General features: G+C 46.0%; 24 protein-coding genes and 3 pseudogenes. 16 read left to right on the forward strand and 11 right to left on the reverse strand.

The window, feature by feature from the left end; all coding sequences use genetic code 11:
* Window positions 1-31: 31 nt before the first annotated feature.
* The 6 genes and pseudogenes from H9626_RS13060 to H9626_RS13085 all read left to right on the forward strand — a co-directional run.
* Window positions 32-808 (forward strand): annotated as a pseudogene (locus tag H9626_RS13060) (phage integrase SAM-like domain-containing protein); the annotation flags it as partial.
* Between the two features lie 893 nt (window positions 809-1,701).
* Complete coding sequence (locus H9626_RS13065) at window positions 1,702-3,708, forward strand: dynamin family protein (RefSeq protein WP_191710765.1); 2,007 nt, start codon at window positions 1,702-1,704, stop codon at window positions 3,706-3,708.
* Window positions 3,709-3,710: 2 nt separating this feature from the next.
* On the forward strand, window positions 3,711-4,379 hold the full coding sequence (locus tag H9626_RS13070; RefSeq protein WP_191710766.1) for a hypothetical protein: 669 nt from the start codon (window positions 3,711-3,713) through the stop codon (window positions 4,377-4,379).
* 3 nt (window positions 4,380-4,382) lie between these two features.
* On the forward strand, window positions 4,383-7,589 hold the full coding sequence (locus H9626_RS13075; RefSeq protein WP_225230998.1) for an ATP-binding protein: 3,207 nt from the start codon (window positions 4,383-4,385) through the stop codon (window positions 7,587-7,589).
* A gap of 5 nt (window positions 7,590-7,594) precedes the next feature.
* Window positions 7,595-8,998: an HNH endonuclease signature motif containing protein gene (locus tag H9626_RS14945; protein WP_225230999.1), complete on the forward strand. Its 1,404-nt coding sequence runs from the start codon at window positions 7,595-7,597 to the stop codon at window positions 8,996-8,998.
* Between the two features lies 1 nt (window position 8,999).
* Window positions 9,000-9,425, forward strand: a complete 426-nt coding sequence (locus tag H9626_RS13085; RefSeq protein WP_191710767.1) for a hypothetical protein — start codon at window positions 9,000-9,002, stop codon at window positions 9,423-9,425.
* A 241-nt stretch (window positions 9,426-9,666) separates the two neighbouring features.
* On the opposite strand, the gene H9626_RS13090 is transcribed toward H9626_RS13085, so the two are convergent.
* The 5 genes from H9626_RS13090 to H9626_RS13110 all read right to left on the reverse strand — a co-directional run bounded on the left by H9626_RS13090 (window position 9,667) and on the right by H9626_RS13110 (window position 12,729).
* Entirely contained in the window at window positions 9,667-10,314 is a 648-nt protein-coding gene (locus H9626_RS13090; protein WP_191710768.1) for a hypothetical protein, read from the reverse strand.
* Window positions 10,315-10,316: 2 nt separating this feature from the next.
* Entirely contained in the window at window positions 10,317-11,255 is a 939-nt protein-coding gene (locus tag H9626_RS13095; protein ID WP_191710769.1) for a relaxase/mobilization nuclease domain-containing protein, read from the reverse strand.
* Window positions 11,256-11,264: 9 nt separating this feature from the next.
* Window positions 11,265-11,630, reverse strand: a complete 366-nt coding sequence (locus H9626_RS13100) for a MobC family plasmid mobilization relaxosome protein (RefSeq protein WP_191710770.1) — start codon at window positions 11,628-11,630, stop codon at window positions 11,265-11,267.
* A gap of 181 nt (window positions 11,631-11,811) precedes the next feature.
* Window positions 11,812-12,243, reverse strand: a complete 432-nt coding sequence (locus tag H9626_RS13105) for a DUF3408 domain-containing protein (protein WP_191710771.1) — start codon at window positions 12,241-12,243, stop codon at window positions 11,812-11,814.
* Between the two features lie 252 nt (window positions 12,244-12,495).
* Window positions 12,496-12,729 carry a hypothetical protein gene (locus tag H9626_RS13110; protein ID WP_191710772.1) on the reverse strand — a complete coding sequence of 78 codons (234 nt, stop codon included), beginning with the start codon at window positions 12,727-12,729 and terminating at the stop codon, window positions 12,496-12,498.
* A 61-nt stretch (window positions 12,730-12,790) separates the two neighbouring features.
* Here H9626_RS13110 and H9626_RS13115 point away from each other — a divergent pair, with 61 nt between their 5' ends.
* Window positions 12,791-13,102, forward strand: a complete 312-nt coding sequence (locus tag H9626_RS13115) for a helix-turn-helix domain-containing protein (RefSeq protein WP_087312332.1) — start codon at window positions 12,791-12,793, stop codon at window positions 13,100-13,102.
* Window positions 13,103-13,152: 50 nt separating this feature from the next.
* Window positions 13,153-13,455, forward strand: a complete 303-nt coding sequence (locus H9626_RS13120) for a helix-turn-helix domain-containing protein (RefSeq protein ID WP_191710773.1) — start codon at window positions 13,153-13,155, stop codon at window positions 13,453-13,455.
* Window positions 13,456-13,548: 93 nt separating this feature from the next.
* On the opposite strand, the gene H9626_RS14950 is transcribed toward H9626_RS13120, so the two are convergent.
* A complete protein-coding gene (locus H9626_RS14950) occupies window positions 13,549-13,878 on the reverse strand; it encodes a virulence RhuM family protein (RefSeq protein WP_225231000.1) in 330 nt (109 codons plus the stop codon).
* 446 nt (window positions 13,879-14,324) lie between these two features.
* Here H9626_RS14950 and ltrA point away from each other — a divergent pair.
* Window positions 14,325-15,732 (forward strand): annotated as a pseudogene (gene ltrA / locus H9626_RS13130) (group II intron reverse transcriptase/maturase).
* 129 nt (window positions 15,733-15,861) lie between these two features.
* Here ltrA and H9626_RS13135 read toward each other — a convergent pair.
* Complete coding sequence (locus H9626_RS13135) at window positions 15,862-17,199, reverse strand: site-specific integrase (protein ID WP_191710775.1); 1,338 nt, start codon at window positions 17,197-17,199, stop codon at window positions 15,862-15,864.
* 3 nt (window positions 17,200-17,202) lie between these two features.
* On the reverse strand, window positions 17,203-18,534 hold the full coding sequence (locus H9626_RS13140; RefSeq protein WP_191710791.1) for a site-specific integrase: 1,332 nt from the start codon (window positions 18,532-18,534) through the stop codon (window positions 17,203-17,205).
* Window positions 18,535-18,862: 328 nt separating this feature from the next.
* Here H9626_RS13140 and H9626_RS13145 point away from each other — a divergent pair.
* Window positions 18,863-19,390 (forward strand): annotated as a pseudogene (locus H9626_RS13145) (site-specific integrase); the annotation flags it as partial.
* Window positions 19,391-19,395: 5 nt separating this feature from the next.
* Complete coding sequence (locus H9626_RS13150; protein WP_071150790.1) at window positions 19,396-19,773, forward strand: transporter; 378 nt, start codon at window positions 19,396-19,398, stop codon at window positions 19,771-19,773.
* Window positions 19,774-19,857: 84 nt separating this feature from the next.
* Here H9626_RS13150 and H9626_RS13155 read toward each other — a convergent pair whose 3' ends face one another.
* The 3 genes from H9626_RS13155 to H9626_RS13165 all read right to left on the reverse strand — a co-directional run bounded on the left by H9626_RS13155 (window position 19,858) and on the right by H9626_RS13165 (window position 21,349).
* Window positions 19,858-20,163, reverse strand: coding sequence for a helix-turn-helix domain-containing protein (locus tag H9626_RS13155; RefSeq protein WP_191710777.1), 306 nt, complete (start codon window positions 20,161-20,163; stop codon window positions 19,858-19,860).
* 34 nt (window positions 20,164-20,197) lie between these two features.
* Window positions 20,198-20,494 (reverse strand): helix-turn-helix domain-containing protein, encoded by a 297-nt coding sequence (locus H9626_RS13160; protein WP_071150135.1) that lies wholly within the window; start codon window positions 20,492-20,494, stop codon window positions 20,198-20,200.
* 291 nt (window positions 20,495-20,785) lie between these two features.
* Window positions 20,786-21,349 (reverse strand): Crp/Fnr family transcriptional regulator, encoded by a 564-nt coding sequence (locus H9626_RS13165; RefSeq protein WP_068855421.1) that lies wholly within the window; start codon window positions 21,347-21,349, stop codon window positions 20,786-20,788.
* A 161-nt stretch (window positions 21,350-21,510) separates the two neighbouring features.
* Here H9626_RS13165 and H9626_RS13170 point away from each other — a divergent pair, with 161 nt between their 5' ends.
* The 5 genes from H9626_RS13170 to H9626_RS14955 all read left to right on the forward strand — a co-directional run bounded on the left by H9626_RS13170 (window position 21,511) and on the right by H9626_RS14955 (window position 25,109).
* Window positions 21,511-22,035, forward strand: coding sequence for a nitroreductase family protein (locus tag H9626_RS13170; RefSeq protein ID WP_071150791.1), 525 nt, complete (start codon window positions 21,511-21,513; stop codon window positions 22,033-22,035).
* 33 nt (window positions 22,036-22,068) lie between these two features.
* Entirely contained in the window at window positions 22,069-22,395 is a 327-nt protein-coding gene (locus tag H9626_RS13175) for a DMT family transporter (RefSeq protein ID WP_071150136.1), read from the forward strand.
* 11 nt (window positions 22,396-22,406) lie between these two features.
* The gene (locus H9626_RS13180; protein ID WP_191710778.1) at window positions 22,407-23,591 is read left to right on the forward strand and encodes an MFS transporter; all 1,185 of its coding nucleotides are present in this window, start codon (window positions 22,407-22,409) and stop codon (window positions 23,589-23,591) included.
* The gene (locus H9626_RS13185) at window positions 23,588-24,247 is read left to right on the forward strand and encodes an HAD hydrolase-like protein (protein ID WP_191710779.1); all 660 of its coding nucleotides are present in this window, start codon (window positions 23,588-23,590) and stop codon (window positions 24,245-24,247) included. Before H9626_RS13180 ends, H9626_RS13185 begins: the two co-directional genes overlap by 4 nt.
* A gap of 67 nt (window positions 24,248-24,314) precedes the next feature.
* Entirely contained in the window at window positions 24,315-25,109 is a 795-nt protein-coding gene (locus H9626_RS14955; protein WP_225231001.1) for a hypothetical protein, read from the forward strand.
* Window positions 25,110-25,121: the final 12 nt, after the last annotated feature.

A 25,121-nucleotide genomic window follows, 5' to 3' on the forward strand; every position in this document is an offset into this window, starting at 1 on the left:
TTAAAATCAGTAATCTAAAAACATCATAACTATGCGCAGTACATTTTCCATATTACCGTATATCAACCGAAACAAGGTGAAGGCAGACGGCACGACTGCCGTCCTGTGCCGCATCACCATAGACGGCAAGAGTTCCACGATGGCGACGGGCATCTATTGCAAGCCGGAAGACTGGAACAGCAAGACGGAAGCCATCCGCACCGTCCGCGAGAACAACCGCTTGCAGGAGTTCCGCAAATCCGTAGAGCTTGCCTACGATGAAATATTGAAGAAACAGAACGTGGTGAGCGCCGAACTGCTGAAAAACACATTGGCGAAAAGGGCGGTAATCCCCACCAAGCTGTTGCAGATGGGCGAAAGGGAACGAGAACGTCTGCTCGCCCGTTCAAAGGAGATAAACTCCACGTCCACCTACCGCCATTCGGGATATTATCAGAAATATCTGAAAGAATACCTCACCTCGTTGGGCAAGGAGGACATTGAGTTCACCGACATCACGGAGGATTTCGGCAATTCCTATAAAGCCTTTCTGAAACGCTACAAGAACTTCAGTCCGTCACAGACGAACAAGTGTCTGTGCTGGCTGAGCAAGCTGGTGTACCTTGCCGTGGACTACGAGATACTCCGCGCCAATCCGTTGGAGGACATGGAATACGAGAAAAAGCCTGCACCGAAGCACAGGCACATCAGCCGTGCGGAACTGAAAAACATCCTTGAAACTCCCATGCTCGACCCCATGCAGGAATTGGGGCGCAGGGCATTCCTGTTTTCGACGTTCACAAATGTTGCACTAAATAAAATACAGATGTAAATCAGAAGGTTATCATCAAGCAAAAAGAGAATAGGTAATGGTTTAGAAACCTTTGAAGTTCACCGTTCTGCTCATTTACAATAAGTCAATCAACTGATGCAAAGGTAACGAATAAAATCCAAGCAGCTGTATAAAATGGCAGATATTTTACCACTAAATGTATTCGGTTAAGTTTTGTCTGTTTTTAAGATTGGCCATTATAAGGAGTATATTTGCCTTAGTTCATTAGTTAAGTCTACGACATACTTGTTCCGTTTGTGTGCAGTGCGTTCAGAAGTACGGATGACGATTTCTTTTTCGAATGAAACTATTAGAGGCATTAGTCGTTCGTCGCCGCTTTTAATAATTTTAGAAGCTCGCGGTATATATCGTAATCTCTGCAAAACCTTTGTATTTAAATTGAATTTTCTGTGTGAAAAGTATAACGCTCTCTTATTGAGACCTCTGCAAAAGTCCATTTTTCACCACGTAGCTTCTTAATATTCCAGTAGGGAGTTTTGAGTTTTGCAGAGGTCTAAACTTTATGAAATATGACGTGAATTAGGCGTTTTATAAAAGATATTGAATTGCGTTGTAAAATATGGCATATAGGCATACAAAAAGCACATATTGAAAAATATTTCACGACCTTTTATCATTCAATAGAATAACATTGATAATCAAGATGTTGCTAGATATAATACAATCTCTGACCAACTGACAATTATTATCAGCAAGAAAATAATGTCGATTGACAAGAGAATAACGCCTAAAAAGTCTCAAAATCCTTATATAAGAGGAGAATAGTCATCTTTAATGGGTTAACTTCACAAAAAAAAATCGCTATATTTGCCACAGTACCGGGGAGAAATCCGAGGCTTAAGATAGGTTTTTGAATTAAAAGAAATATTATGAAACAAAATCAGTTTTTGTATTACAGGCGGTCAGTGATGAAAGTTCTTGAAGAATATTATGCTGTCCGCAAAAAGAACAATGTCAAAGACAAAGGCTTGAGTGCTTCCATTGAACGTAAGGCAGCCCCTTTTGTCAATGGCTATTTTACTTTGGCAATTGTCGGAAAAATGAGTGCTGGAAAATCTACATTCATAAATGCTTTTCTTGGAAACAAAAACATCCTTCCGACAGGCCATTTCCAGACTACTTGCGTGCTGACAAAGATAGAATATTCGGAAAAGGAGTCGATTGAAATCATTTACGGCGACGGGCACAAGGAAACCATAAACGGTGACATATCGGGAAAATTAGGAAAATTGGTAGCAATCGAAGACCAATACAGTTCTCTTCCTGTCAACGATATTAACAAGTTAATCATAAAAGGCTGGAACAAGTCTAAGATATGTGACCCGAAGATAGTGAAAGGCCTGGAAGCAACATCGTGCAGGGAGATAAACAGACAACTCCTTGAACAGTACATCGACAGCCATCCAAAGTCGAAGATAGCCAAGGAGGTGACCATAAAGTACCCCTTGCAGGAAGAGTGTGAAGGCTGGCGTATTGTTGACACTCCGGGCGTTGAGGCTGTCGGAGGCATTGATATGGAGACAATGGAATTCTTGACAGCCCAAAACGAATATGGCAGCAACAACGTCGATGCGATAATTTTCTTGCACAAAGGTACGGACAACATCGAGGACAAAAGCATCAACGATTTTGTCAAGGATGTCTTCAAGTCTTTGTCAGAGGACGCAAAGAAACGAATATTCTTTGTTGTGACAAATGCTGCAGACGATACATTCCAAAACATCGAAGAGGAATATATGCGAAAAGCAAAAGCTCTGTTCGTTGAACCGTATGGAATAAAGGAAGAAAGGCTGATTCCCGTTGACAGTTTGATGGAAATACTATACCACTATGCTGTGGAAGAAGGAAAGGACGCCGTTTCTTTGATGAAAAGCCAGAATGCACCTGATTCTTCATGGAACGAAAAAGTCTGGAAAATATGTCGCTCTTTATTAAGAGACATCAGGGATACGCTTGAAGACGCAAACAAGAACATAAACAACGAGAACCTACTTGCCATGGTGAGGGATTGGTCTAACTTTGACAAACTTCGTGAAACACTGAACGAGTTTGTAAAGAGCGAGAAGACCAATGCGTACAATGATTTGATACAAACCATTAGGGAGGACATCAGGCAATGCATTGACCATAGAAAAAACGACATCACCCTGCTCCAAAAAGGATTGGAAGCTATGCAGGGTCAAGAGAAAGCACTGGGCGACGCAATGTTAGAAATGAACAATACCCTCAATACAATCCGTCGAAAATTCAGCAAAGAAACTGTTGCAGAAAGGTTCAATTTCATCGAACAAAGAATAAATAGCCAAATTCTTGCAAACGATACCACATACAAGGACATCCAAAGAGAGACAATCAACCTCTATGATTTAGCTGACGAAAAGAAAAACACTTTGTTTGCCCAGATGGCGTTGGAGTTTTACAAATTTGTCCATGTTGGAACGAGCAAGGCTTTCTTCAAAAGACCTGACTTTGAAGCAATTGAAAAACAGGCAACAGAAGCAGCAACGGGAACGAGAACAGAAACACTTACTCGCACAATTCCCGGTATATGCTGTGATGATCACGAAGAATACACGGTAAATGTGCCTAATATAGACAATAACAAAAAGCTCCAAGCATTCAAAACAATGTCGGTTCGTCATATCCGGCAAGAATATAGCAAGTTCAAGAACGACATTCAGGAAGAAGTTGAATTCTACATTAGCAAAGTGGGTGAATCTTTAGTTTCCTCCATTGAGACTCAGGAGAAACACCTAACTGAACTTAAGAATACTTATAAAGTTTCGTCACCAGAACAGTTGCAAGAAGTGATAAAAAACACAAATTATGAGATTGCAGTGTTCGAACAATTCATCAAATCCTTAGAAAAATGCTGATTATGAATAAGCCAAAATTAGATTACAATAACGTTTCGGAAGCCATTTTGCAAAAATGCAACCAATTGTTGCTCAACGTTGACGTAAACACAGTTTCCGACGCTTTTGACGCAGTAAGTGAAATCGTTGAGATTGCAATCGAAAAATATTCATTTGACGTTAGCGACTATTGGAAGGTGGAAAATACAGATGCTGACATCGAGCGTAAAATCAGGTTTACGGATATCAACGAGGGATATGAAATCTTGGTGAAGAAATGGGTTAAGCAAAATCCTTTCAAGGCTGAACTTCCAGACGTACCTATGGACACGTCTGAGCCTTATGAAGAATACGTCAAAAAACTAAGAATGAAAGCCTTTGCTATCGGGACGGCAGGAACAGTTGCAATAGGAACGGCTTATGCCATAAATTCGTCCCATGCTAAAGGCTGGTTGATTTTCGGCAACCCCATCGTTGCCATTGCAGCTGAATTAATAGGCATTGCACTTATTTATACTACGGTAAAATACAAGGAGAATGCCAAACGACAGGAAATAGAACGGCAGTTACGTGAACTTGAGGAGAAACAAAAAGATTATAAGGCACATTTAATTGAAACATTGACAGTTGCGGCTGAGTATTGGCTTAAGAATGCAGAATCATATTCTGACAACATAATAAAAACTTTCTAAGTTATGGCTGTAAGGAACAATTCAAGAACAAGAGCGGTTTTGTCAAGTCTGGACATGACAGAAAAACCGGAAATGCTACCGCAAACAGTACTACCACAAACTGAGCAACCAATGATGCAACATGAAACGGTGCAGACAGATGAGGCTTGGGCGGCACGGTATCTGGAACAAACCGAGTTGTTTGAGGACTTTGTATCTCGCAATTACCTGAACAACTTGGAAGATTGTGAAATATATCCCCTCCATCAGGAACGCACCGACACTTCCATCAGATGGTACACAATAACCAAGATTGTACTGGAGAAAGACACTTTCTTCCCCGACAAACTTTCGATGCTTTACATGTCGCTGCACAATGTGGCAAAGAATATCATCCTTGTCGTGAATAAAGATGAACAAGGTAAGATAAATCTATATTTAGGGACACGTGATTTTGATGGGATTATGAATGTTTCAGGTGAGATTCTAGATGCAGGACTTCATGGATATTTACCAGGAATCAGGTCAGAAATATACGCCGATGGCACACCGGGCAACCGTTACGAAAGACCTTTTGTTTCAAGTGTTTCGGGATTAGCCTCGCTAAGGGATGACAAGAAAGAACAATTTGTACAAAGCATTGACAAACTAATCAACGCCACATACAACATCTCAAAGTTCACCGCATTCTTCATTGCGGACAATGTCAGCAATGCGGAAGCACAACAGATGATAGCGGCTTTCAACGACATCCACAACAACCTTTCCCCATTGACTGAAACGCAACTGACAATCTCTGAAAGCGAGACTAAAGGAGTTTCGCATACAATCTCAAAGAACTTCTCAAAATCAATCTCCAAATCCCTATCACACACTATCACTAATAGCGAAGGCTTCAATAAGGGAACGAGCATTACCAAGGGGAAAAGCGGTGGTTCTTCGGCAAACGAATCTAACAATATTTTGCGGACCCTATGGAGAGGAATCGTTGGCGGAGAGACTGGGACAAGTTCTAACGAAGGATGGAATGAATCTGATGCTCACCAGACCGGAGAAAGCAAGCAACAGGCTGTAGCAGATCAAACAGGAGAAACAAACCAGGAACAAAAAGGCGAAGGAACCCAAGACGGAACAAACAAAAGCACGACCAAAGGACAAAACCGCCAAGTTACGTTCAAGAACAACCACGTAAAATGCTACTTGGAAGTTTTGGACTCAGAGATTAAGCGTTTGCGGACAGGAATACCCTTTGGGCTTTGGTCAACGGCAGCCTACTTTGTGGCTTCAGACGGAACTACAGCCGAGACTTTAGCCAACCTCTATCGCGGCTGTATCGTTGGCGAAGAGTCAAGCTCGGAATCTTATGGAATTAATGTCTGGCGTAAAAAGGAACAGACAACTTTACTTACAGAATATTTGCATAAAGGCCTGTTGCCTCGATACAATTACAAGGGAATAAACGTATCGGCAGGTTCTGTCGTTACGAGCAAGGAATTGGCAATACACCTTTCTCTCCCCCAATCGTCAGTGCAGGGCATTCTGGTCAGGGAAGAACAGTCTTTTGGCAGGAATGTCATGATAGAAGAGAAGATAACAGACAACGGTTCAATCGAGATAGGAGTGGTGAAGCATCTCGGTGAAGAATATAAAAACGAGAAAGTTCCGCTCAGCATCAACGGCCTTGCCAAGCATACTTTTGTCACAGGAACGACCGGCAGCGGAAAATCCAACACGCTGTACCTGCTGATTTCAAAACTGAAAGAACGTCAAGTCGAAAAATCTGAAGACAAGATAAAGTTCCTCATCATTGAACCCGCAAAAGGAGAATATAAAGACGTCTTCGGCTCAGAGAAAGATGTGCATGTTTATGGCAGCAATCCGCGGATAACCGACATCCTCTGCATAAATCCGTTCGAATTTCCGGAAGGAATTGATGTTTATGAACATATAGACGCTCTTGTGGAAATATTCAATGCCTGCTGGCCGATGTACGCCGCGATGCCTCAGGTCCTGAAACATTCAATCATAGAAGCATACAAGGCTTGCGGATGGAACCTGAAACGCTCCTACAATCCGAACGGCACATTCCCGACAGTTGAAGACGTACTTGACAGTCTGAAAGAATACATAAACTCTTCGGAATATTCTTCTGACACAAAAGGCGATTATAAGGGTTCACTTGAAACACGTCTTCAATCCCTTTGCGACGGGATTGTCGGCAGAATGTTCAACGGCAAGGCTATTCCAGATGAAAAGCTGTTCAACGAGAATGTCATCATTGACATTTCTAGGGTGAAGTCTTCAGAGACGAAATCGCTTCTGATGGGACTGATAGTGATGAAACTAAATGAATTCAGAACATCCGAACAAAAAGGAATGAATCTGCCTCTGCGTCATATAACCGTTTTAGAGGAAGCCCACAATCTCCTGAAAAGAACTTCCACCGTTCAATCAGCAGAATCTTCTAATATGGCAGGAATGGCAGTTGAGAAGATTGCAAACAGCATGGCTGAGATGAGAACATACGGCGAAGGATTCATCATCGCAGACCAGTCACCGTCTATGCTCGACCTTGCAGCAATCCGTAACACTAATACAAAAATAGTGATGGCCCTGCCGGAAAAAGAAGACAGGGAGGTGGCCGGCAAATCGTTAGGACTTGACGACAAACACATAGAAGAGATTTCACGCCTGAAGATCGGTGAGGCTGTTGTCTATCAAACAGGCTGGGAAGAAGCGGTGAAAACCAAGGTTGAGCTTTTCGATTACAAGGCGAAATCAGAAATATGGAAATACACACCTACAACGGACGAATACAGCGATGAAGAGGAAGCCTTGCAGAATGTCTTCACCTTACTTTACGAGACTTATACCCAGGGTAGGGATTTTAGCAGACTTGAATTGTTTGCCTTGTTGAAAAGAGCGAATATTTCCGGTGGTAGACTTAGCAAAATCAAGGAAAAAGTAAACAGCATCACAACTTCGGCAGCGGAGGACATTGCGTTTATCTTCACCACCATCATAGGCACAGAGATTTATGAATCGGCAAAAGCAATTACTGATATCGATGTGTTTAACGCTAGCATTTCTCGTTGTCTATTAAATCAAATTGGCAATGAGAACAAAAACAAGATGACAACATTCCTTAACATGTACATCAGGGGATGCAGTGCGAAGTCCGAAAAGCCTTCTTATGAAGGCTGGTTGCAAATGTCAAACAAGAAAAATTAAAAAACATGGATCCAATAACAGCAACAATAGCAAAAGAGGTTGCGACAAAAGTCGCAGAAAAGGTCGTAGACAAGGCAACGGAGGAAACCTTGAAATATACAGTTGAAAAGGTTGATGATGCTACTCGCCCAAAAACAGACAATCCTGTTGTTTCCACTTGCGAAAGACTATCAGGCAACGTTAAGGCAGGAACCCTTTCAGAGGCGGCATTGGCAACAAGAATGGAAGCGGCAGCTCATAGTGCATGCAAATTTTTCGGTCTTCCTGAACCAGAGTTGGTAAAAGGAGAAAGCATCGCCGTTAGCATGAAATGTGGTGACCTTTTCATGACAGATGATAAATTTCTGTTCAATCTTGACCAATTCAAAGATATGAATAGTTTATCGTTTGAGGACATGAGCAAGATTTGGTCACATGAGTGTGGGCATAGAGTCCTGCGCTTTTACAACATGAGTCCATGGGCACAGGAATTGGGAGCGGACTTCTTTATGGGCGTTCGCTCCGAGATGCTTGGACTTCCAAATGGGAATATAGAAAAAGTCTTAGGAGAAAGTAAGGGCGGACTTGCCCATCCCCCCGGTAATCTTCGTCTTCAAGCTATCCAATATGGGCGTGAAACCGTGCAGGCTTTCAAAAAAGCCGGAACTCCTATAACAATGCAAAATATGCGCGAGACGTTCCGTATGTCTCACTTTGCAAGGCTGGGTGGCAGCGAGGTAGCAGACACGAAAGCGGCATTTGTCAACGACAATAATTGGCATTATAAGGAAGCTGCAAAAGCACAAGAGAATGCGGACTACTATTCAAAAGAAGCAAAGAAAGCAGCAGACAAAGGGGATTTCTCACATGCTAAAGATTTGCAAAGCAAAGCACAGTCTTACGAAAACAAAGTCAGAGACGAGAAAGAATCTGCCGACATGTGCAGCAAACTTGTGGAAACACCAGAGCCGGAAGCAGTGGAAAAACATCGTCTTCCACGAAATAACGGTAAATGGGAAGGCATAGAAGGAGATTCCAAGTTCGTTCCTGACGACAATGTAATACCGAAAGACAGGAATTATTCCAACCCAGACGGTCTTACATGGGGAGAAATAAAAGAAAAATATGGGATTGACGGTGTGAAGTTCAAAGACGGTTATCCTGATTTTTCAGAAGTAAGCAAAGGCAATGTCGAAATTGACAATTTTACGACAGAACGCTATGGTGCTGGCGGAAACTTTGACCAAGCAGACCGAAAATTAGCCGCACAGCGAGGCTGTTCCGTTGAAGAGGTGCGCCAATGGCGTATCGACAACAATTACACATGGCATGAAATGCAAGACTGCAAAACAATGCAGAAAGTGCCCCGTGAGGTTCATGGCAATATTCCTCACGACGGTGGTATATCAAAACTAAAAAATGTAGCGTAATATGAAAGACAAAGTTTTTGGCGAAATGCAATTCAATGTAGGGTGGTGTAAAACAGAAGCCATAAGTCTATGGGGGAACCTCTACACTTTCAAAATCAGGACTTCAACAACGAAAGACGAAGTGCCGAGTGAGAAACAACAACAAGCTTATCTGTCATTTAAGAAAAATCTTAATGAAATAAGCGAAAAGTCCCTTGGCCTCGTCAATGAATTCCTTTCTAATAACATTGATGAGATACTTGGCGAATTCGGTGACCCCCTTCCTACGAATCTAACAGATCTACTAATTCCAAATCAAGTCTTGTTCTTCAAAAATGGCAAAACAGCTATAATATTCGACGTAGCTTGGACTGACGAAAATGTAGTAATTCTCCTCGGACAATCGATAAAGGTTGATTATGGTTATATTTTAGAAGGAGAAATTTGATTAGCCATATTGGTATAGCACGTGCACCGCAGTTTGTTTTTCTGCGTTGCACGTGATTTGTTATCATTTCCTAAAATTACATCTGAAGCATTTTTTCTGCTATAACCCACTTTATTACTCTAATTTCACAGCGTGTATTAGAACTAATGTGAAATTGGTAAAAATGTGGTAAGAGGAAATGCTAAAGATTTGACCTTACGATTGCAATGAGCAAAACTTAACCTAAACTAAATGACCAATATCATCTTGCTGATTTGGATTTAATACTTTCTTGCATTAAGCTATCAGAAACTGTTTTCAAGTTTCTATCGTAACCGTCTGCCTCCTGCCGTATCCATTCGATGGTTTCCTCGTTGCGGTGGATGTCGAACACGTCGTTTAGCCATAGAATGTTGTTTGCATTGCAGCCTCCCCATGAGCGGATGACACGGAACTTCAACGCATCGTCCGCATACTGACGCTTGGATTTCCAAAGCTCGATGTTACCCCAGATGGAAAGGCTGCACACGATACCCATGCCGACCAAAAGAGAAAACACCTTGCTCGATTTGATGTCAAAGCTATGGCGGTGGATATGCTCCTGTGGCTTATCCTCCCGTTCTTCAGAACTTCGGGTAAACGATTCTTTCAAATCACGCAACAGACCCAATATCCTGTTCGATGTCTTTACTTCCGCTTCCGCGAACTTGGCCAGTATGGCTTTGGTTTCTGCCTGATGTTCCTTTGCGGAACTGTCGAACAAGTCCATTATGGGCTTCAAGTCCACTGCCGGAGGTTGTCCGTCAGACTGGTCGTTGCTTACTTTTGGAATATTCTCCAACTTACTGTTGATGCCTTTGAGGTCATTCTTAATTCCCTCGAAGAGTGCGTAAACTTCATTGTTGTCCATATTTAGAATCTTATTTTACGTTGTTTCCTTTTCTTGTTCCTGCGTTTTAATTCTTCCTCAAAACGGTTTTCCTCAGCCTGTCCGTCCGCATAGTCCGGCATGAAAAGACCTATTGAACCGTTGTAGGAATCATCGTTACCACTTGATTCAGGTTGAAACGTGGGCAGTTCTTCATGGCGCGAGAGCGGTTGCATTTCCATTCGTTCGGTACGTCTGTTCCGTTCCAATGCCACATCTATCTTGGCATAGCTGAACCGCCTGTCAATCTTGGAACCGCTGAACGAATAGCCGTTCATGATGAAAACTACACCCTGTTCCTCGTCCGACTTGCCCTTGTACTTGAACCGCATTTCCACTCCTTGTTTCTTCAGATTTGCGGTAAGCATGTTCCAGTTTCCGCACCTTGAAACCTCCGATTTAAGGATGGAATAAAGCCCGTATCTGGTCTTGTCCGGCTCTTTCAGGCGGTGCTGCTTCACACGTTCCTTGCCACTGGCGAAGTACAGGTTATATTTCTTTGTCAGTTCCTTGCAGGTGCGTGCGCTGCGTATCCGCTCGTTGCGGTCACTGATAGTCCTGCCATTATTGGCGATTCGGTTGAACGCTATATGCACGTGCGGATGCTCCTTGTCGAAGTGGCGCATGATGAGTATCTGTGTGTCGGTTATCCCCATTTCCTTCAGGTATTCCAACGCTATTCCAACCATTGCGCGGTCGGTCAGGCGGTGTTCGTCCTCCTTATGAAAAGCCAACGAGATGTGTCCGACGGGCTTCGTTACCTTTGGATTCATCTTTGATTGTGCCTCGAAGCTCATGGCTATCGTGTCCTTGTCCTCGGCAAACAGACCGTCACAGACAAGGATTTTAGCGTCCTTTCCCTTGTCAAGAATGTAGCTGACCACACCCCTGAAACTGCTTCCCTTTACGATTTTAGCTATCATATCCGGCTGTCATAAGAAGATTAAATTCAGCACTTCTTCAATCCGTGCCACGAGTATGCGGCACTCCATCCTCACCGTGACGAAACCCGCGGCGTTCGCCTTGTGCGCAAGCTGGTTCAGGTTGTTCGCCATGCCGCAGAGTTGGCGGACATAGCCCGTATGTTCCGGCGTGAGCCGTTCTTTCACCTGCCCGTCCCTCATGCAACGGCGCAGGAACTCCCCTGCGGATATGCCTGCGCTCCGTGCCTTGCCTTTCAGCGTGTAGTAGTCCGATGTAGCCATCTTCACCGTGAGGCGGTATTTCAGCTTGTCAGCCGCTCCTTTCTTAGGGCGACCACCCTTGTTTCTGTTGCCAGTTTTTCGTTTCTGTTCCATTGATTTCTAATGATTAAAGTGTGCATACATAATAGACCAACGGGATGTAGCTTCCACGGAGTTTCGGAGTGGGAGCAGGCGGTTTCGGTATGCCCGAAACACAAACTTGCTCCCCTCAAAACTTCGTTGGATAGGCTCAGGGTAACTCTGAATTGCTCCCCGTCAATCCGTTTCTTAATTCTCAGAGTTTACGCCATGCTTCGATGTCCTCCCCGTAGGTGGCAAGGTGCTGCCGGACGATGTTCTCCACCAGTCCCGACACGCTCATCCTGCGTTCTCCGAACATGCGGACGATATGGTCAAGGGCATCGCGCGTGCTTCTGCTTAGGAACACGGGCTTGCGGTCTTCAATGGACGGAACGCGGAGAAATTCCTCCTTGTACTCCTCCAGCGATGCACGGCGTTGCTTCCCGCTGATGCGGCGTACCACCTGCGGAGTTTCGTCCGCCTGTTCCTGTACGGTTTCGACAGTCTTTTCCTGCACAGCTTCACTTGCCAGTTCCTGTGTGTCGGCAGACTGTGTGTCGGGCTTCGGTGTTTCCATACTCGGCTTGCTGCCTAAAAAATCTTGCAATGCTGCATCCATACTTTGGCTGCTTAAATTTTTCTTCATACTTGTTTGAATTAAATGTTTAACAATGTTGGTCGTTGTGCGCACAGTTGACCGATTATCGGTTGCAAAGGAAATGGCTATAAAACAGACAGTCAAAGGATTGGACTGAGTGTGACAACAATGTACGGTTTTGCACTTTACGCATTGCCTAAGCGGTACAGGCTGCGCCGTTTTGCCATAGTACATGAAACGGGCATTGGAAATTTTAAGGGCTTAATTGGAGCAGTCAGGGCGGATTTAAGGATATGGCTTTTAGGAAACCCGAAGAACATATTTTCGGATGGCATTAGAAACCGAAGAACGCCACAGGCTACCACACCGACGCCAAATGCTGCCACACAGATGTGAAGTGGTCGGATTATGCCGGACTTCACTTTTCTTTGCATCACGGACGCTTGGAACAGACGTTACGGGTTCGGTGGATAACGCCACTCCCGACCACTTGCTGCCACAAGCTGCCACCTCATTGCAAATCCATTGTTCCATGCGAACAACGGATTTACTTTGCAGGCAAAACGGATTATTAACACTAAAATCAGTATAAGAAATGAATGTAGTAATTATTTCGAAAGAAAAGTATGAAGAAATGGTCGGCAAGCTCAACCGCCTGTCCGACCGGGTGAATGAAATCCTCCGTAAGAGGGAAGGGAAACGGCTCAGCCGTTGGATGGATAACCAAGAGGTCTGCCAACAGTTGCGCATCAGTCCGCGTACCTTGCAGACGCTCCGCGACAACGGCACGCTGGCTTACTCGCAGATAGGGCATAAGATTTTCTATAAGCCGGAGGACGTGCAGCGCATTGTCCGACTTGTGGAGGACAGGCGTAAGGATGCAGCCTATCGTGGCTGTAGCATCTAATCAGACAACAAAATGTGCAACCACTAAATCCACTGTAAATACTGTAAATCATGAACGAGTTGATTCTTGCCGACCGTGAACTGGAGGTCGGCTTCATCGGAAAACTGGATGCCCTGCTTGAAGGTATCGAAAGAATAGATGCGGGGCATAAGGCTTCGCCAAATAACGAACAGTTCCTGACGGACAAGGAAGTGTCGTCATGGCTCAAGGTGAGCCGCCGCACCTTGCAGGACTACCGCAGCAACGGGATGATTGCCTATTACCAGTTGGGTGGAAAAATTCTGTATAAGGAATCGGACATCGAAAAGATGGTGATGAACGGTTATCGGAACGCCTATCGTTTGGAAACGTGATTTGATACATGCAAAAACTGAGTAAGCCGATGGCTGCAAGATAACTGCCTAGCCATCGGCTTACTCTTTATGGGAAGGTCGTTTCGCTTTATCCTAACATGTGCATCGGGGATGGGCATTGGATAGCGAAAAGAACAAATGGATGGAATTTCCTCTATTGAAAGAACAGAGTTTGTCCATGATGAACCGTCTGAAAGCCATTGCCTCGCGGCTTCGCAACCTGAAAGCCACGGCAATCACTATTTCAAGGCTGTACACGTCATAGCAAATCCTGTCGTTCTGCCTGACATGTCGCGCCGTTTCCTCTTCCGACAATTCATTGTTTTTGTAAATGGCAGCAATAGCCTTACGAATATAGCAACCGAACACATTGAACGCATCGGACATCTCCTGCTGCGTCATCCAAACGGGAGCGGTCGGCATCGTGACCGCCCCGTTTTCAGTGATGTATGCTCGGCATGAGTATTAGCTAACGGGTGCAAGTCCCTAATGAGCCCTAATAGCGGGAATCATACAGCCCAAAGCAAGGGTGTCCATCGCGAGTTGGAATCTGAAAGAAGCTTGCGGCAAACATCTGGTCTGACGGACAGAAACTTCATATAAGGCATAAGACTGTGGGTAAGGTTGCATCACAAATCAAAGCCCTATAGCTATTCGGAACAGTCAATGTAAATGAAGCAGACATAAGATGGAAAGTTAATACCCTTATCCGAGGAGGTCTCACGGACGCATGATAATAGTGAAAAAATCGAAATCAGCGGAGTAAAGCTTGCCGTGAGAAGTCAGCAGATGTCATAGTAGCAAACGTGTCGATGAGTTTGTGAAGGACTGAACCTAATAATTAAACGATAGTAATTGAAACATACCTAATGAGAGAACGAATGCAGAAAACATTATCCAAAGTTAATGGCTGCCCTCAAAGAGATAGGTCGGAAACCGAATGGTATGGGGGAGTGCAGACTTTCATGTGGATGTGTGAAGACAACATCGTGGAAGTACCATTCGACAATGAACACCTTTTCGAGCAAATCCTGAGTCCTGCCAATCTTAATCGAGCCTATAAGGCAGTGATTGGTAACAAGGGCTGTGGCGGTATCGACAAGATGTCATGTGAACAATTGTTTTCATGGCTATCAGCCAATAAAGATGCGCTCATCCGTTCCTTGATGGACGGTTCTTACCGTCCGAACCCCGTCAAAAGGGTAGAAATCCCGAAGGACAATGGCAAGATGCGTCTTTTAGGAATCCCCACTGTGGTAGACCGTATGGTGCAACAAGCCATTAACCAGGTTCTGACCCCTATCTGTGAGTGCCAATTCTCGAGGAGCAGCTACGGCTTCCGTCCAAGAAGAGGTTGTCATGACGCACTGCGAGGGGCGCAAGAAATAATCAATGCAGGCTACATATATGTAGTAGACCTTGACCTCGAGCGCTTCTTCGATACCGTGAATCATAGCAAACTCATAGAAATCCTCAGCCGTACTATTAAAGACGGCAGAGTTGTCAGTCTAATACACAAATATCTCCGAAGCGGTGTAATGAATAAAGGTCTGTTCGAAGCGAGCGAGGAAGGAACTCCTCAAGGAGGACCACTAAGTCCTTTGTTGAGTAATATTATGCTTAATGAGTTGGACAAGGAACTCGAACGTAGAGGACTTCCTTTTGTCCGCTATGCCGATGACTCGATGATATTCTGTAAGTCCAAAAGGGCGGCAAGAAGAGTCAAGGAGTCCATAACCCGATTTATAGAGGGAACTCTATATCTCAAAGTCAACAAGGAAAAGACTGTAGTGTCGTATGTCCAAGGAGTTTAAGTATCTCGGCTACTCCTTTTATGTAATGAAAGGCAAATGCCGCCTCACAGTACATCCGAAGTCCAAATCCAAGATGAAATCAAGACTTAAAGAACTGACGAATCGTAGCAACGGATGGGGATACGTCAAGAGGAAACAGAAACTGAAGGAGTACATCCGTGGATGGATTGGATACTATCACCTAGCCGATATGAAACGTTTTCTTCTTGATACTGATGAGTGGTTAAGACGGAGAATACGCATGTGTATATGGAAAGCTTGGAAGACCCCCAAGACCAAGGTGGCAAACCTCGTTAAATGTGGTATTGGAAAATACAAGGCATGTGAATGGGGTAACACTCGCAAAGGTTATTGGCGTATTGCTGATAGTCCTATATTGAAGGTGGCGATAAATAAGGACAGCCTACGAAAGGCAGGATATCCTACCTTAATGGGCTCGTATCTCGAATGGTACCCAAAATAGGAACCGCCGTATGCCGAACGGCACGTACGGTGGTGTGAGAGGTCGGTAAACATGAAAATAGGAGATAAACACCTATGATTAGTGTTTACCTCCTACTCGATTGTGATTATTCCTCTTTCCATGTCCGCATCATTTTTCATTGTCTGAATTCCGTTTACATTCCTTTTTCCAGCCGCTGTAATTGCCACATTTGAACACACGCGATGGCATCCCGTCATCAGGCAGGGAGAACTTGCCTTTGGTGGTCTCGGACAATACAGCCAAGTCACGGCTCACCTTCTGGTTGGTGATTTCCGCATAGATTTGCGTGGTGCGGATGGAGGAATGCCCCATCATCTTGCTGATACTTTCTATCGGCACGCCGTTGTTCAGGCAAATCAGGGTTGCGAAGGAGTGACGGCTTTGATAGTAGGTAAGATGGTAGTCCAAGCCACATTGTTCGGCAATCATTTTCAGGCTGCGGTTGAGGTTTCCGGTGATTGGCACATAAAACAATTTGCCGTCCTTGCCTTCTCCGCGATACTTCTCAATGATGCGCAAGGGTATGTCCAACAATTTGATATGGCACTCCGCCTTGGTCTTCTGACGTGCGATGTGAATCCACTTGCTACCGTCCTCCTTCGTGATGATGTTGTCCTCCGTCAAATTCGCTAAATCCGCCCTCCCGATGCCCGTGAAAGTCGAAAAGACGAACAAGTCCCTCGTATGACAAAGTCGGTATGTGGGCAGCTTGGCTTTCAACAGCTTCTCAAACTGTTCGCCTGTCAGGTAGCGGTGGTTCACCGGAACCTTCTCTATCTTGTGCCCAGCAAACGGGTCGCGTTTGAGAATATGCTTCTTCAAGGCAAGCCGCGTCATTTTATGCAGCAAGATGAGGTAATCGTTGTATGCCGACACCTTCAATTTCCGTACCGTAGAGAGGTAAAACGTGAAGTCTGTCATGAAGCGCATGGTCAGCGAGCGCAACGGCATGTCCTCCATATTGTACTTGTACTTCATGAAATTGTGGATGTGCTTGCGTGTGGTCAGATAGCGGACATAGCTGTGCCTTGTCCTGTCAATGCCCACACGCTTGGCATATTCTTCGTTATGCTCGTCCATCAGCGCAAGCAGGGTTTCCTTCACCTGCGACTTGCCCGTCACGGCGTTCTTGATGATTTCAACCGACACGAAGCCGTAACTGTCCACATTCTCCTTGTAGGCGGCATGGGCTTTGGCTTCCAGTGCGGGCAGGGCATCATTCAACCGTAAAAGTTCCTTTTTCTTCTCGCAGTCAAGGCTTTCCTTGCGCCCGTCAGTGGAAGCCCTGCCCGTGTCGGCATCCCAATACGCAGGCTCGACTTCCAACCCTGTGGAATACTGGCTGACCTTGCCGTCAAGGGTAATACGTCCCATGACAGGGCATTTGCCGTTCTTCTTCACCTTCTGTCGGTTGATGTAGAACAATAGCTTGAACGTGCTGCGCATGGCTTATCCCTCCATCATTTGTTTGACAATAGCTTTCTGTTTCCAACTTGGATTGACCCTGCGCCGGGTGTTGTCCTTGCGTATCGTGGAAGGGGATGCATCAATCCCGAACAGGGAGAACTTGCCGCCGATGGCTTCATTCAGCCTGTCCACGTCACGGTCAATCTTGTCCTGCGTGACTTTCGCATACCGCTGTGTGGTCTTGATATGTTTGTGCCCCATGATTTTGCTTACCGTTTCGATGGGTATTCCTTGTGATAAACAAATTATGCTGCCGAATGTATGACGTGCCTGATGGAATGACATCGGACGGTTGATGCCGCACATCACCGACATCTTTTTGAGGTGGCGGTTCATGCTTTCTTTCGTAAGCATGGGCAGCAATTTCCCGTCGGCATCCATGCCCTTGTATTTCTCCAATATGGCGAGCGGTATTTCCATCAGCCTTACACATTCGGGTGTTCCGGTCTTCTGCCGTTCTGTATGAATCCACAGGCTTCCATCCTCGGCTTTTACAAGGTTCTTCTCCGTCAATGCCCTCATGTCGCAGTAGCAGATGCCCGTCCAGCACGAGAACAGGAACATGTCCCTCGTGAAATTGCGGTTGGGCGTATCATAAGTCATGTTGGCGAATTTGCCCAGTTCCTCTTCCGTAAGGTACATCTGTTTGAACTCCGGCTTTTGTGGTCTGTAGCCTTTGAACGGGCTGAACGGGATAATGCCACGGAACACGGCAAGCATCATCACGCTTTTCAGGCGGTTTACATGTCCGAGTATGGTCTTGGGCATAAAACGCTTGACGGTGCGCATGTACATGTCGAAGTCCTCGATGAAGTTTTCATCCATCTGCTTGATGGGCATGTCGGAAAGATGATACTTGTCTTTCAGGAAAGTGGCGAGGTGGCGGTAAGTGTTCGTGTAATGGTAATAGCTGGTTGCGGAACGATTCACGCCCACGCGCAAGGCATACTCCTCATTATGCTCCGCAAACAGCTTCATGATGGTGTCCTGAGATTCCGCCAGCCCTTGGTAGGTGTTCTTCACTTCCTCTGCCGAAACGACTTCCTTGATGTCTTTAAGTTCGTTGAACCGTTGGCGGAGTAGAAGCAACGTGCGTTCAATTTCTCGGTTTGCCATGACCGCCATCCTGCTCTTGCCCGTACACCGTTGTGCGGTGGCGTTCCACAGCTTCACGTCCACCTTGAACTTGCATGAGAACTGCGCGATGGAGTTGTTCTTTCCCCTGACGGCTATCCTGCCCATGAGGGGCGACTGTCCGTCCTTGTCCTGTCCGCTGCGCTTGATGTAGAGCAGCACTTTCATTTCTGTCTTCATTGCCATAACTTTTTTTGGTTGCAATATTAGTGATACATTGCCGACCGACAGAATTGGAAACGGGGCAGAACGGCGCAAACGGAACGGACGCTGCTAAATCTGCGGATTTGAAGCCCCTGCCGCACGTATAATGCTTGTTTACAAGCATTAGGAACGCTGTCTTTCAAGCTTCAGGCAGGTAGCGGAACAGGTAATGACTTGGTAGCGGAAACCTTGCATTATCCTGCCTTTCCCTGCTGTTTGGTTGCAATGGCAAACAACTGAAAAACCGCTTGTTTACAACGAGTTGCGTTTGATTCTCTTTATTCCTATCTCCCTTGCTTTGATGCTTCTTTCTTCGTTCACCGGTTTGGCGTATGTGGACATCATGCTGCTTCATCCGCACCATATCGGCAGGACGGCGGACGGCAGGCGTTACATCCGCATCAACCGCAAGAAGACCAACGTGGAGGCGTTCATCCCCCTGCACCCGATAGCGGAACAGATACTCGACCTCTACAACACCACGGACGACACCAAGCCCGTCTTTCCGCTTCCGAGCCGTGACGAGATGTGGTTCGAAATACACGAATTGGGCGTTGCGATAGGAAGGGAAGAAAACTTGTCCTACCATCAAGCCAGACACTCCTTCGGAACATTTTTGATTTCGGAGGGAATACCCATCGAAAGCATCGCCAAGATGATGGGCCACTCCGGTATAAGAACAACCCAGCGGTACGCGGAGGTTACGGACAAGAAAATTTCAAAGGACATGGACAACCTGATGGCGGTCAGAATGATGTACGGAACAGGCAAATGGTACAAAAGGCAAGAATTGCCAAAAGAAACAGACTTTGATAATGGGCAAATAGGGTAATGAATATGGAACGCGGAATCATCACAATCACGGAAAACGGGGCGGTCGCTATGCCGACCGCTCCCGTATGGATGACGCAGCAGGAAATGTCCGATGCGTTCAATGTGTTCGGTTGCTATGTCCGCAAGGTCATTGCTGCCATCTACAAGAACAAGGAACTGTCGGAGGAAGAAACGGTGCGCCATGTCAGGCAGGACGGAAGGATAAGCTATGATGTGTTCAGCCTTGAAATGGTGGTCGCCGTCGCTTTCAAGCTGCGGAGCAGGGAATGTATGGCTTTCAGACGGTTCGTTGTGGAATGCCTGACTACGAGCCGCAATAGCAAGCCGATAAACCTTTTCTTTTCGCTCTCTCCATATAATGGTTTGAGAGTGAACAATTAGAAAAGGTGAAAGGAAGAACAGCCGACAACAGGCAGGAAAGGCAAATTCTCCGTTGTCGGCTTCTTCATCATGGGACGGCAGGCATTATGTGCCGACACGCCTGAATGCTTCGCGGTAATTGGCGGCAAGCATCTTTTCGATGTCCGATTCCTTGTAGAGAATCTTTCCACCCAACTGATAGTAAGCAATCATCCCGTTGTTGCGGTAGTCCTGCAAGGTGCGGCGGCTCATTTTCAGCCGTGCCGACACCTCCCTGTCCGTCAGGAAGCGTTCGCCGCCCAATGTCGGACGGCTGTTTGCCACGAGATTCTCGATGCCGTCCAGCAGACGGTCAAGCGTGTCGCCGAACTGGGCGACCAGCGCATGGTTCTTGGTTATCATTTCACTCATTGTCACGTTGGATTTAGTGGTAAGACAATAATAATCAAACGACTCTGTCCGTCCGTTTGCCCTCAATTAGTTTTACGATGCTCAGCACATCCTCCGGCTTGTAAAACACCTTGTGGTTAATCTGCGAATAGGCCAGCGTGCCGTTGTCGCGTAGCGTCTGCAACGTGCGCGGACTGATGTTCAACTGCTGGCAGACTTCCTGGTTGTCCATCCAGCGGTTTAATGACTTGCCGCCCTGCTTGGCAAGGAGGGCATCCACACGTTCCGCGAAACGGCTGAACTTCGCCGCCATTTCCTCGAATGCCTCTTTCTGAATAATCAAAATTTCCATTGTCGATACTGCTTTTAATGTTGATACTTGGTTTTTGCCTGCAAAGTAAATCGGTATTCTCCGTAATGAGATGGATATGCGATTAGGTGGCAGCTTGTGGCATTTTGCTGTCCCAATCTTTCATACTCTGGGAATATCGTTTTGCATGGCAACGCAAAGTAAAGACAAGGTTGGCAAAAGCCAATCACCTTGTGCATGCGTGGAAGCATTTGGCACCGATATGGAAGCCTGTGGCGTTATTATATGAAGTGACACTGCAAAATGGTTGCAAAAGCTAAATTGTAAATAAAGCTATTTCATTCGTGACCTTATCCTGCTTAAACTTGTCTGCGTAATGCCAAGATACGAGGCTATGCTGCCCAATGGCAGCCGTTGCAAGAGTTCCGGATCCATCTCAACCAGTTGCCTGTAACGCTCTGAGGCGATAGCTGAGAGCATGGAGATTAATCGTTGTTCAGTCTCCAAAAGTTCCATTTCCGCATACCGTCGTCCCCAATTAGCAATATGCAAATCTTCCAAAAACAATTCCTGCAATTTCTTCCTCTTCAAGACATACAGAACAGAATCCTCCATCAGTTCCATTGTCTCATATCCAGCCTCGTCGTTTACATATCCTTTCATAGAAACAATGGTAGCACCTTCCTTGCCTATCCAAAACGTAATTTCTTTTCCGTCAACATAAGTAAAAGCCCTGACAATACCCTGTTTAATGAAAAATATATCTTTCTCTACCTTGTTTATTTCCAATATATGAAATCCTTTAGGCAATGTAATCTCTGACATACAACGATGCAATTTGTCTAAAGACTTTTCAGGCAGAGGGTATCTTAAACTTAAAATCTGTTCCAGTTTCATACTCCATCAACACTTATCACCCTGCGAAGGTAACAAAAAGATGCGTCATAAATCAGGAAGCATGTCTCTTTTTGTCAAATGCGAAATCATTTTTTGCCAAATGTAAAAAGGTTTAGTGTAAGATGTACCTACTTTTGCATCAAACTTTAACACGGAATAATATGGAACATGATTTTTTGGAGATTATTAAGACGCGACGCAGTTGTCGTAAATTTCAGGACAGACAAATTTCTCGCGTGGAATTGGATGCCGTACTTGAAGCAGGAACTTACGCACCTTCAGCAGGAGGGCGCCAAAGTGCGTTTATCGTAGCTGTGCAGAATAAAGAGCAGCGCAAAAAACTGGCTGCAATGAATGCGGCAGTAATTGGATCCAAATCAAATCCTTTTTACGATGCTCCCACTTATGTATTGGTTTTTGCTCCCTCAAATGCTCATACTGCTATCGAGGATGGAACTTGTGTGCTTGAAAATATGATGCTTGCAGCTCATGCCTTGAACTTGGGAAGCTGTTGGATTCATAGAGAGAAAGAAATGTTCATCACGGATGAAGGGAAAGAGATGATAAGGTCATGGGAGCTGCCTGACGGACTGATGGGCATCGGTGCTTTGGCGTTGGGCTATCCTGATGGCAAACCAGCGCCTGCCGTCACACGAAAAGAAGGGTATTACCGTATAATTAGATAAAAATGTCACACGATTTACTTAAGGCGATTTTTTATGAATTGGATTATCTTATTATTGGCCGGACTCTTTGAAGTAAGCCTGACTTTTTGTTTGGGGAAGACTCGGACCGCATCCGGTTTTGAGTTCTATCTTTGGGGCGGAGGTTTTCTTGTCTCCACAATATTAAGCATGACACTGCTTGCCAAGGCCGTACAAACGTTGCCGTTAGGCACAGCTTATGCCATTTGGACGGGTATCGGGGCGGTAGGTACGGTCCTGATAGGCATTTTTGTCTTTAAGGAGCCGGCCACACCGATACGGCTTTTCTTCTTGTTCACGCTGATAGCGTCTTTGATAGGTTTGAAGATTGTTTCTTACTGAAAGGGGAATACATGAAATATGAATTGAAAGCCAACCAGGGTATTCCGGCTTCATTGCTGGTCATGCTTTCCATTGCAACCGGATTATCAGTCGCCAACTGTTACTATAACCAGCCCTTGTTGGGCAGTATAGCCACAGATTTTAAAATAAATGATTTATCCGCCAATGCGGTAGCGACCTTAACGCAAGTCGGCTATATGCTTGGTCTGCTGTTTGTCATTCCATTGGGAGACCTGCTTTCACGCCGTAAGTTGATATTAACCAACTACGTTCTTGCAGCCTGCTCTCTGCTGGCGATTGGTACGGCACAGGACATCCGTATCGTATGGGTGGCATCGCTGATAACCGGAGCGACGTCTGTCATGCCTCAGTTCTTCATACCGCTTGTGTCTTATCATTCAGCCCCAAGCCATAAGACGCGCAATGTAGGCATCATGCAGTCCTGTCTGTTGGTGGGAATTTTGGGCTCACGGATACTGAGTGGACTGATTGCCAATGCCTGGGGGTGGCGCATGGTGTATTTCATAGCGGCCGGACTGATGACGTATTGCTGGTTGATGATGTACAAAGTGCTTCCCGCATTGCCCGCACAGGCAAAAGAAACATACGGAAGGCTGATGAAGTCGCTATGGCATATTCTGCGGAAATATCCATACCTGCGCATTGCTTCCACTCGGGCGGCATTGGCTTATGGCGCTTTCTTTGCCTTATGGAGTTGCCTTGCCTTCAAGATGAAGCAAGCCCCTTTTTTTGCCGGAGATGATATCATAGGGGCATTGGGATTTTGCGGATTGGCAGGAGCTGCTACTGTGGTATTCATCAGTAAATATATTTCTGTTTATGGAGCCAGACGTTTTTCTCTCATGGGTGGAGCCGTTATGCTGGTGGCTTGGCTGACAGCATGGTGGGGCGGCGACAGCTACGCAGGCATTATCATTGCCATTCTTCTGATTGATGCGGGAATGCAGAGCATTCATCTTGCCAATCAAACCAGTGTAGTAACGCTTGACGCTGAAGCCATCAACCGTGTAAACACGCTTTACATGACCATTTATTTTCTTGGCGGTTCTGTGGGAACGTTTGTAGCCGGCATCTGCTGGGAGCATTTTCAATGGACGGGAACAGCCATAGCGGGACTGACTTTCATTGCCTTGTCCTTGCTGGTCAGTTTTACATTTAAGGAAAGTAAGATATGAGCTCCAAACATCATATCCTATTTGACTTGGACGGCACGCTGACCGACTCATTCAAAGGTATAGTCCACAGTGTGCAATATGCCTTATCTCGCTATGGCATCGTTGAAAACGATTTGCATAAGTTAACCCCGTTCATTGGACCGCCATTGACCTATTCGTTCAGAGAATTTTATCATTTCTCCGATGCACAGGCGGACGAGGCGGTAAGATATTACTGTGAATATTTTTCCGAGAAAGGTTGGTGCGAGAACACAGCCTATCCCGGTATCCCGGAGATGTTGAAGACATTGTGTGAAGCAGGCAAGCATCTTTATGTGGCAACCTCCAAGCTCACGGAATTCGCCGTACGGATATTGGAACATTTTGGATTATCCGTTTTTTTCGATTATATTGGAGGAGCTTCTTTCGATCGTTCACGGGAAAGTAAGGTCGAAGTAATGCGTTATTTATGTCAGCTGGCAAACATTACCGATATGGACAGTGCCATAATGGTGGGTGACCGCAAGTTCGATGTATCAGGTGCCCATGCTATCGGAATGGAATGTGTTGGTGTTCTCTATGGCTATGGCTCAGAAGCAGAATTATCATCGGTTCATGCTGACAGGCTGGTTTCTTCAGTAACAGAACTTACGTATGAACTTCTTGCCAAAGTGTAGCTATTTACATAAATTTACAGATTGTTATTAAGTGTTACAATTTAAAATTCTTGCAGGCTACGTTATCATGATGGCGGTCATCGGCAGCATGGCCGCCATTTTGGTGCATGAGCGCAAACACATCAGGGAAATAGAAGCCGGCACGGAAACCATCCGGCAGGTGCGCCGTAACATCAGTGACGCCCACCGCCGCATCACCCGGCTTGCCCTGCTGGGTGAGGGCGTCGTCGGCTGGGACGAAACGGACTACCGTCATTACCATGCCCAGCTCCTGCGCACCGACAGTCTGCTGCAAGCCATGAAACCGATCTGCCGCGAATACGTGCGCCCGGCACAGATAGACACGCTCCGCTCCCTCCTGGCGGACAAGGAAACCCACCTGCGGCACATCATGGAGGCGATGGAGCGGCAGGATGAGGCGGACAGCCTGCTGGTAAACCACCTGCCCGAAGTGGCCCGACGGGCGACACGTGTCCGCACCGTGAGGCAGAAGAAAAGCGGGCTGGCAGGCTTCTTCGGTGGCAAGAAGACCGTACAGATGCTGCCTTCCGCCAAGGAACTGCATGAGTTCAGCGACAGCCTGACCGCCCTGCAACGGAAACAGGCGGCGGAGATGGAAGCATATGCCGACAGCCTGCGCACACGCAACCGGACGCTAAACAGGGAACTTGGGCGGCTGATACGCGACCTCGACACGCAGGCACAGGCCGCATTCGACGCACGGGAACAGGATATATCGGAGGCGCAGGCACTGTCCGTCAGGCTGCTGACCGCCACCATCTCCGCCGCCATCGTACTGCTGTTCCTCTCCGGTCTTGCCATCCACCGGGAAATCAGGCGTAACGACCACGAACGGAAATAGCGTGAGCAACTC

This window comes from Phocaeicola faecium (assembly GCF_014837055.1).
Taxonomy (GTDB): domain Bacteria; phylum Bacteroidota; class Bacteroidia; order Bacteroidales; family Bacteroidaceae; genus Phocaeicola; species Phocaeicola gallinarum.

Coding starts and splice junctions, on each gene's coding strand:
- H9626_RS13065 (WP_191710765.1), top strand. CDS start 1,702: ATGAAACAAAATCAGTTTTTGTATTACAGGCGGTCAGTGATGAAAGTT.
- H9626_RS13070 (WP_191710766.1), top strand. CDS start 3,711: ATGAATAAGCCAAAATTAGATTACAATAACGTTTCGGAAGCCATTTTG.
- H9626_RS13075 (WP_225230998.1), top strand. CDS start 4,383: ATGGCTGTAAGGAACAATTCAAGAACAAGAGCGGTTTTGTCAAGTCTG.
- H9626_RS14945 (WP_225230999.1), top strand. CDS start 7,595: ATGGATCCAATAACAGCAACAATAGCAAAAGAGGTTGCGACAAAAGTC.
- H9626_RS13085 (WP_191710767.1), top strand. CDS start 9,000: ATGAAAGACAAAGTTTTTGGCGAAATGCAATTCAATGTAGGGTGGTGT.
- H9626_RS13090 (WP_191710768.1), bottom strand. CDS start 10,314: ATGGACAACAATGAAGTTTACGCACTCTTCGAGGGAATTAAGAATGAC.
- H9626_RS13095 (WP_191710769.1), bottom strand. CDS start 11,255: ATGATAGCTAAAATCGTAAAGGGAAGCAGTTTCAGGGGTGTGGTCAGC.
- H9626_RS13100 (WP_191710770.1), bottom strand. CDS start 11,630: ATGGAACAGAAACGAAAAACTGGCAACAGAAACAAGGGTGGTCGCCCT.
- H9626_RS13105 (WP_191710771.1), bottom strand. CDS start 12,243: ATGAAGAAAAATTTAAGCAGCCAAAGTATGGATGCAGCATTGCAAGAT.
- H9626_RS13110 (WP_191710772.1), bottom strand. CDS start 12,729: ATGGAACAATGGATTTGCAATGAGGTGGCAGCTTGTGGCAGCAAGTGG.
- H9626_RS13115 (WP_087312332.1), top strand. CDS start 12,791: ATGAATGTAGTAATTATTTCGAAAGAAAAGTATGAAGAAATGGTCGGC.
- H9626_RS13120 (WP_191710773.1), top strand. CDS start 13,153: ATGAACGAGTTGATTCTTGCCGACCGTGAACTGGAGGTCGGCTTCATC.
- H9626_RS14950 (WP_225231000.1), bottom strand. CDS start 13,878: ATGCCGACCGCTCCCGTTTGGATGACGCAGCAGGAGATGTCCGATGCG.
- H9626_RS13135 (WP_191710775.1), bottom strand. CDS start 17,199: ATGCGCAGCACGTTCAAGCTATTGTTCTACATCAACCGACAGAAGGTG.
- H9626_RS13140 (WP_191710791.1), bottom strand. CDS start 18,534: ATGAAGACAGAAATGAAAGTGCTGCTCTACATCAAGCGCAGCGGACAG.
- H9626_RS13150 (WP_071150790.1), top strand. CDS start 19,396: ATGGAACGCGGAATCATCACAATCACGGAAAACGGGGCGGTCGCTATG.
- H9626_RS13155 (WP_191710777.1), bottom strand. CDS start 20,163: ATGAGTGAAATGATAACCAAGAACCATGCGCTGGTCGCCCAGTTCGGC.
- H9626_RS13160 (WP_071150135.1), bottom strand. CDS start 20,494: ATGGAAATTTTGATTATTCAGAAAGAGGCATTCGAGGAAATGGCGGCG.
- H9626_RS13165 (WP_068855421.1), bottom strand. CDS start 21,349: ATGAAACTGGAACAGATTTTAAGTTTAAGATACCCTCTGCCTGAAAAG.
- H9626_RS13170 (WP_071150791.1), top strand. CDS start 21,511: ATGGAACATGATTTTTTGGAGATTATTAAGACGCGACGCAGTTGTCGT.
- H9626_RS13175 (WP_071150136.1), top strand. CDS start 22,069: ATGAATTGGATTATCTTATTATTGGCCGGACTCTTTGAAGTAAGCCTG.
- H9626_RS13180 (WP_191710778.1), top strand. CDS start 22,407: ATGAAATATGAATTGAAAGCCAACCAGGGTATTCCGGCTTCATTGCTG.
- H9626_RS13185 (WP_191710779.1), top strand. CDS start 23,588: ATGAGCTCCAAACATCATATCCTATTTGACTTGGACGGCACGCTGACC.
- H9626_RS14955 (WP_225231001.1), top strand. CDS start 24,315: ATGATGGCGGTCATCGGCAGCATGGCCGCCATTTTGGTGCATGAGCGC.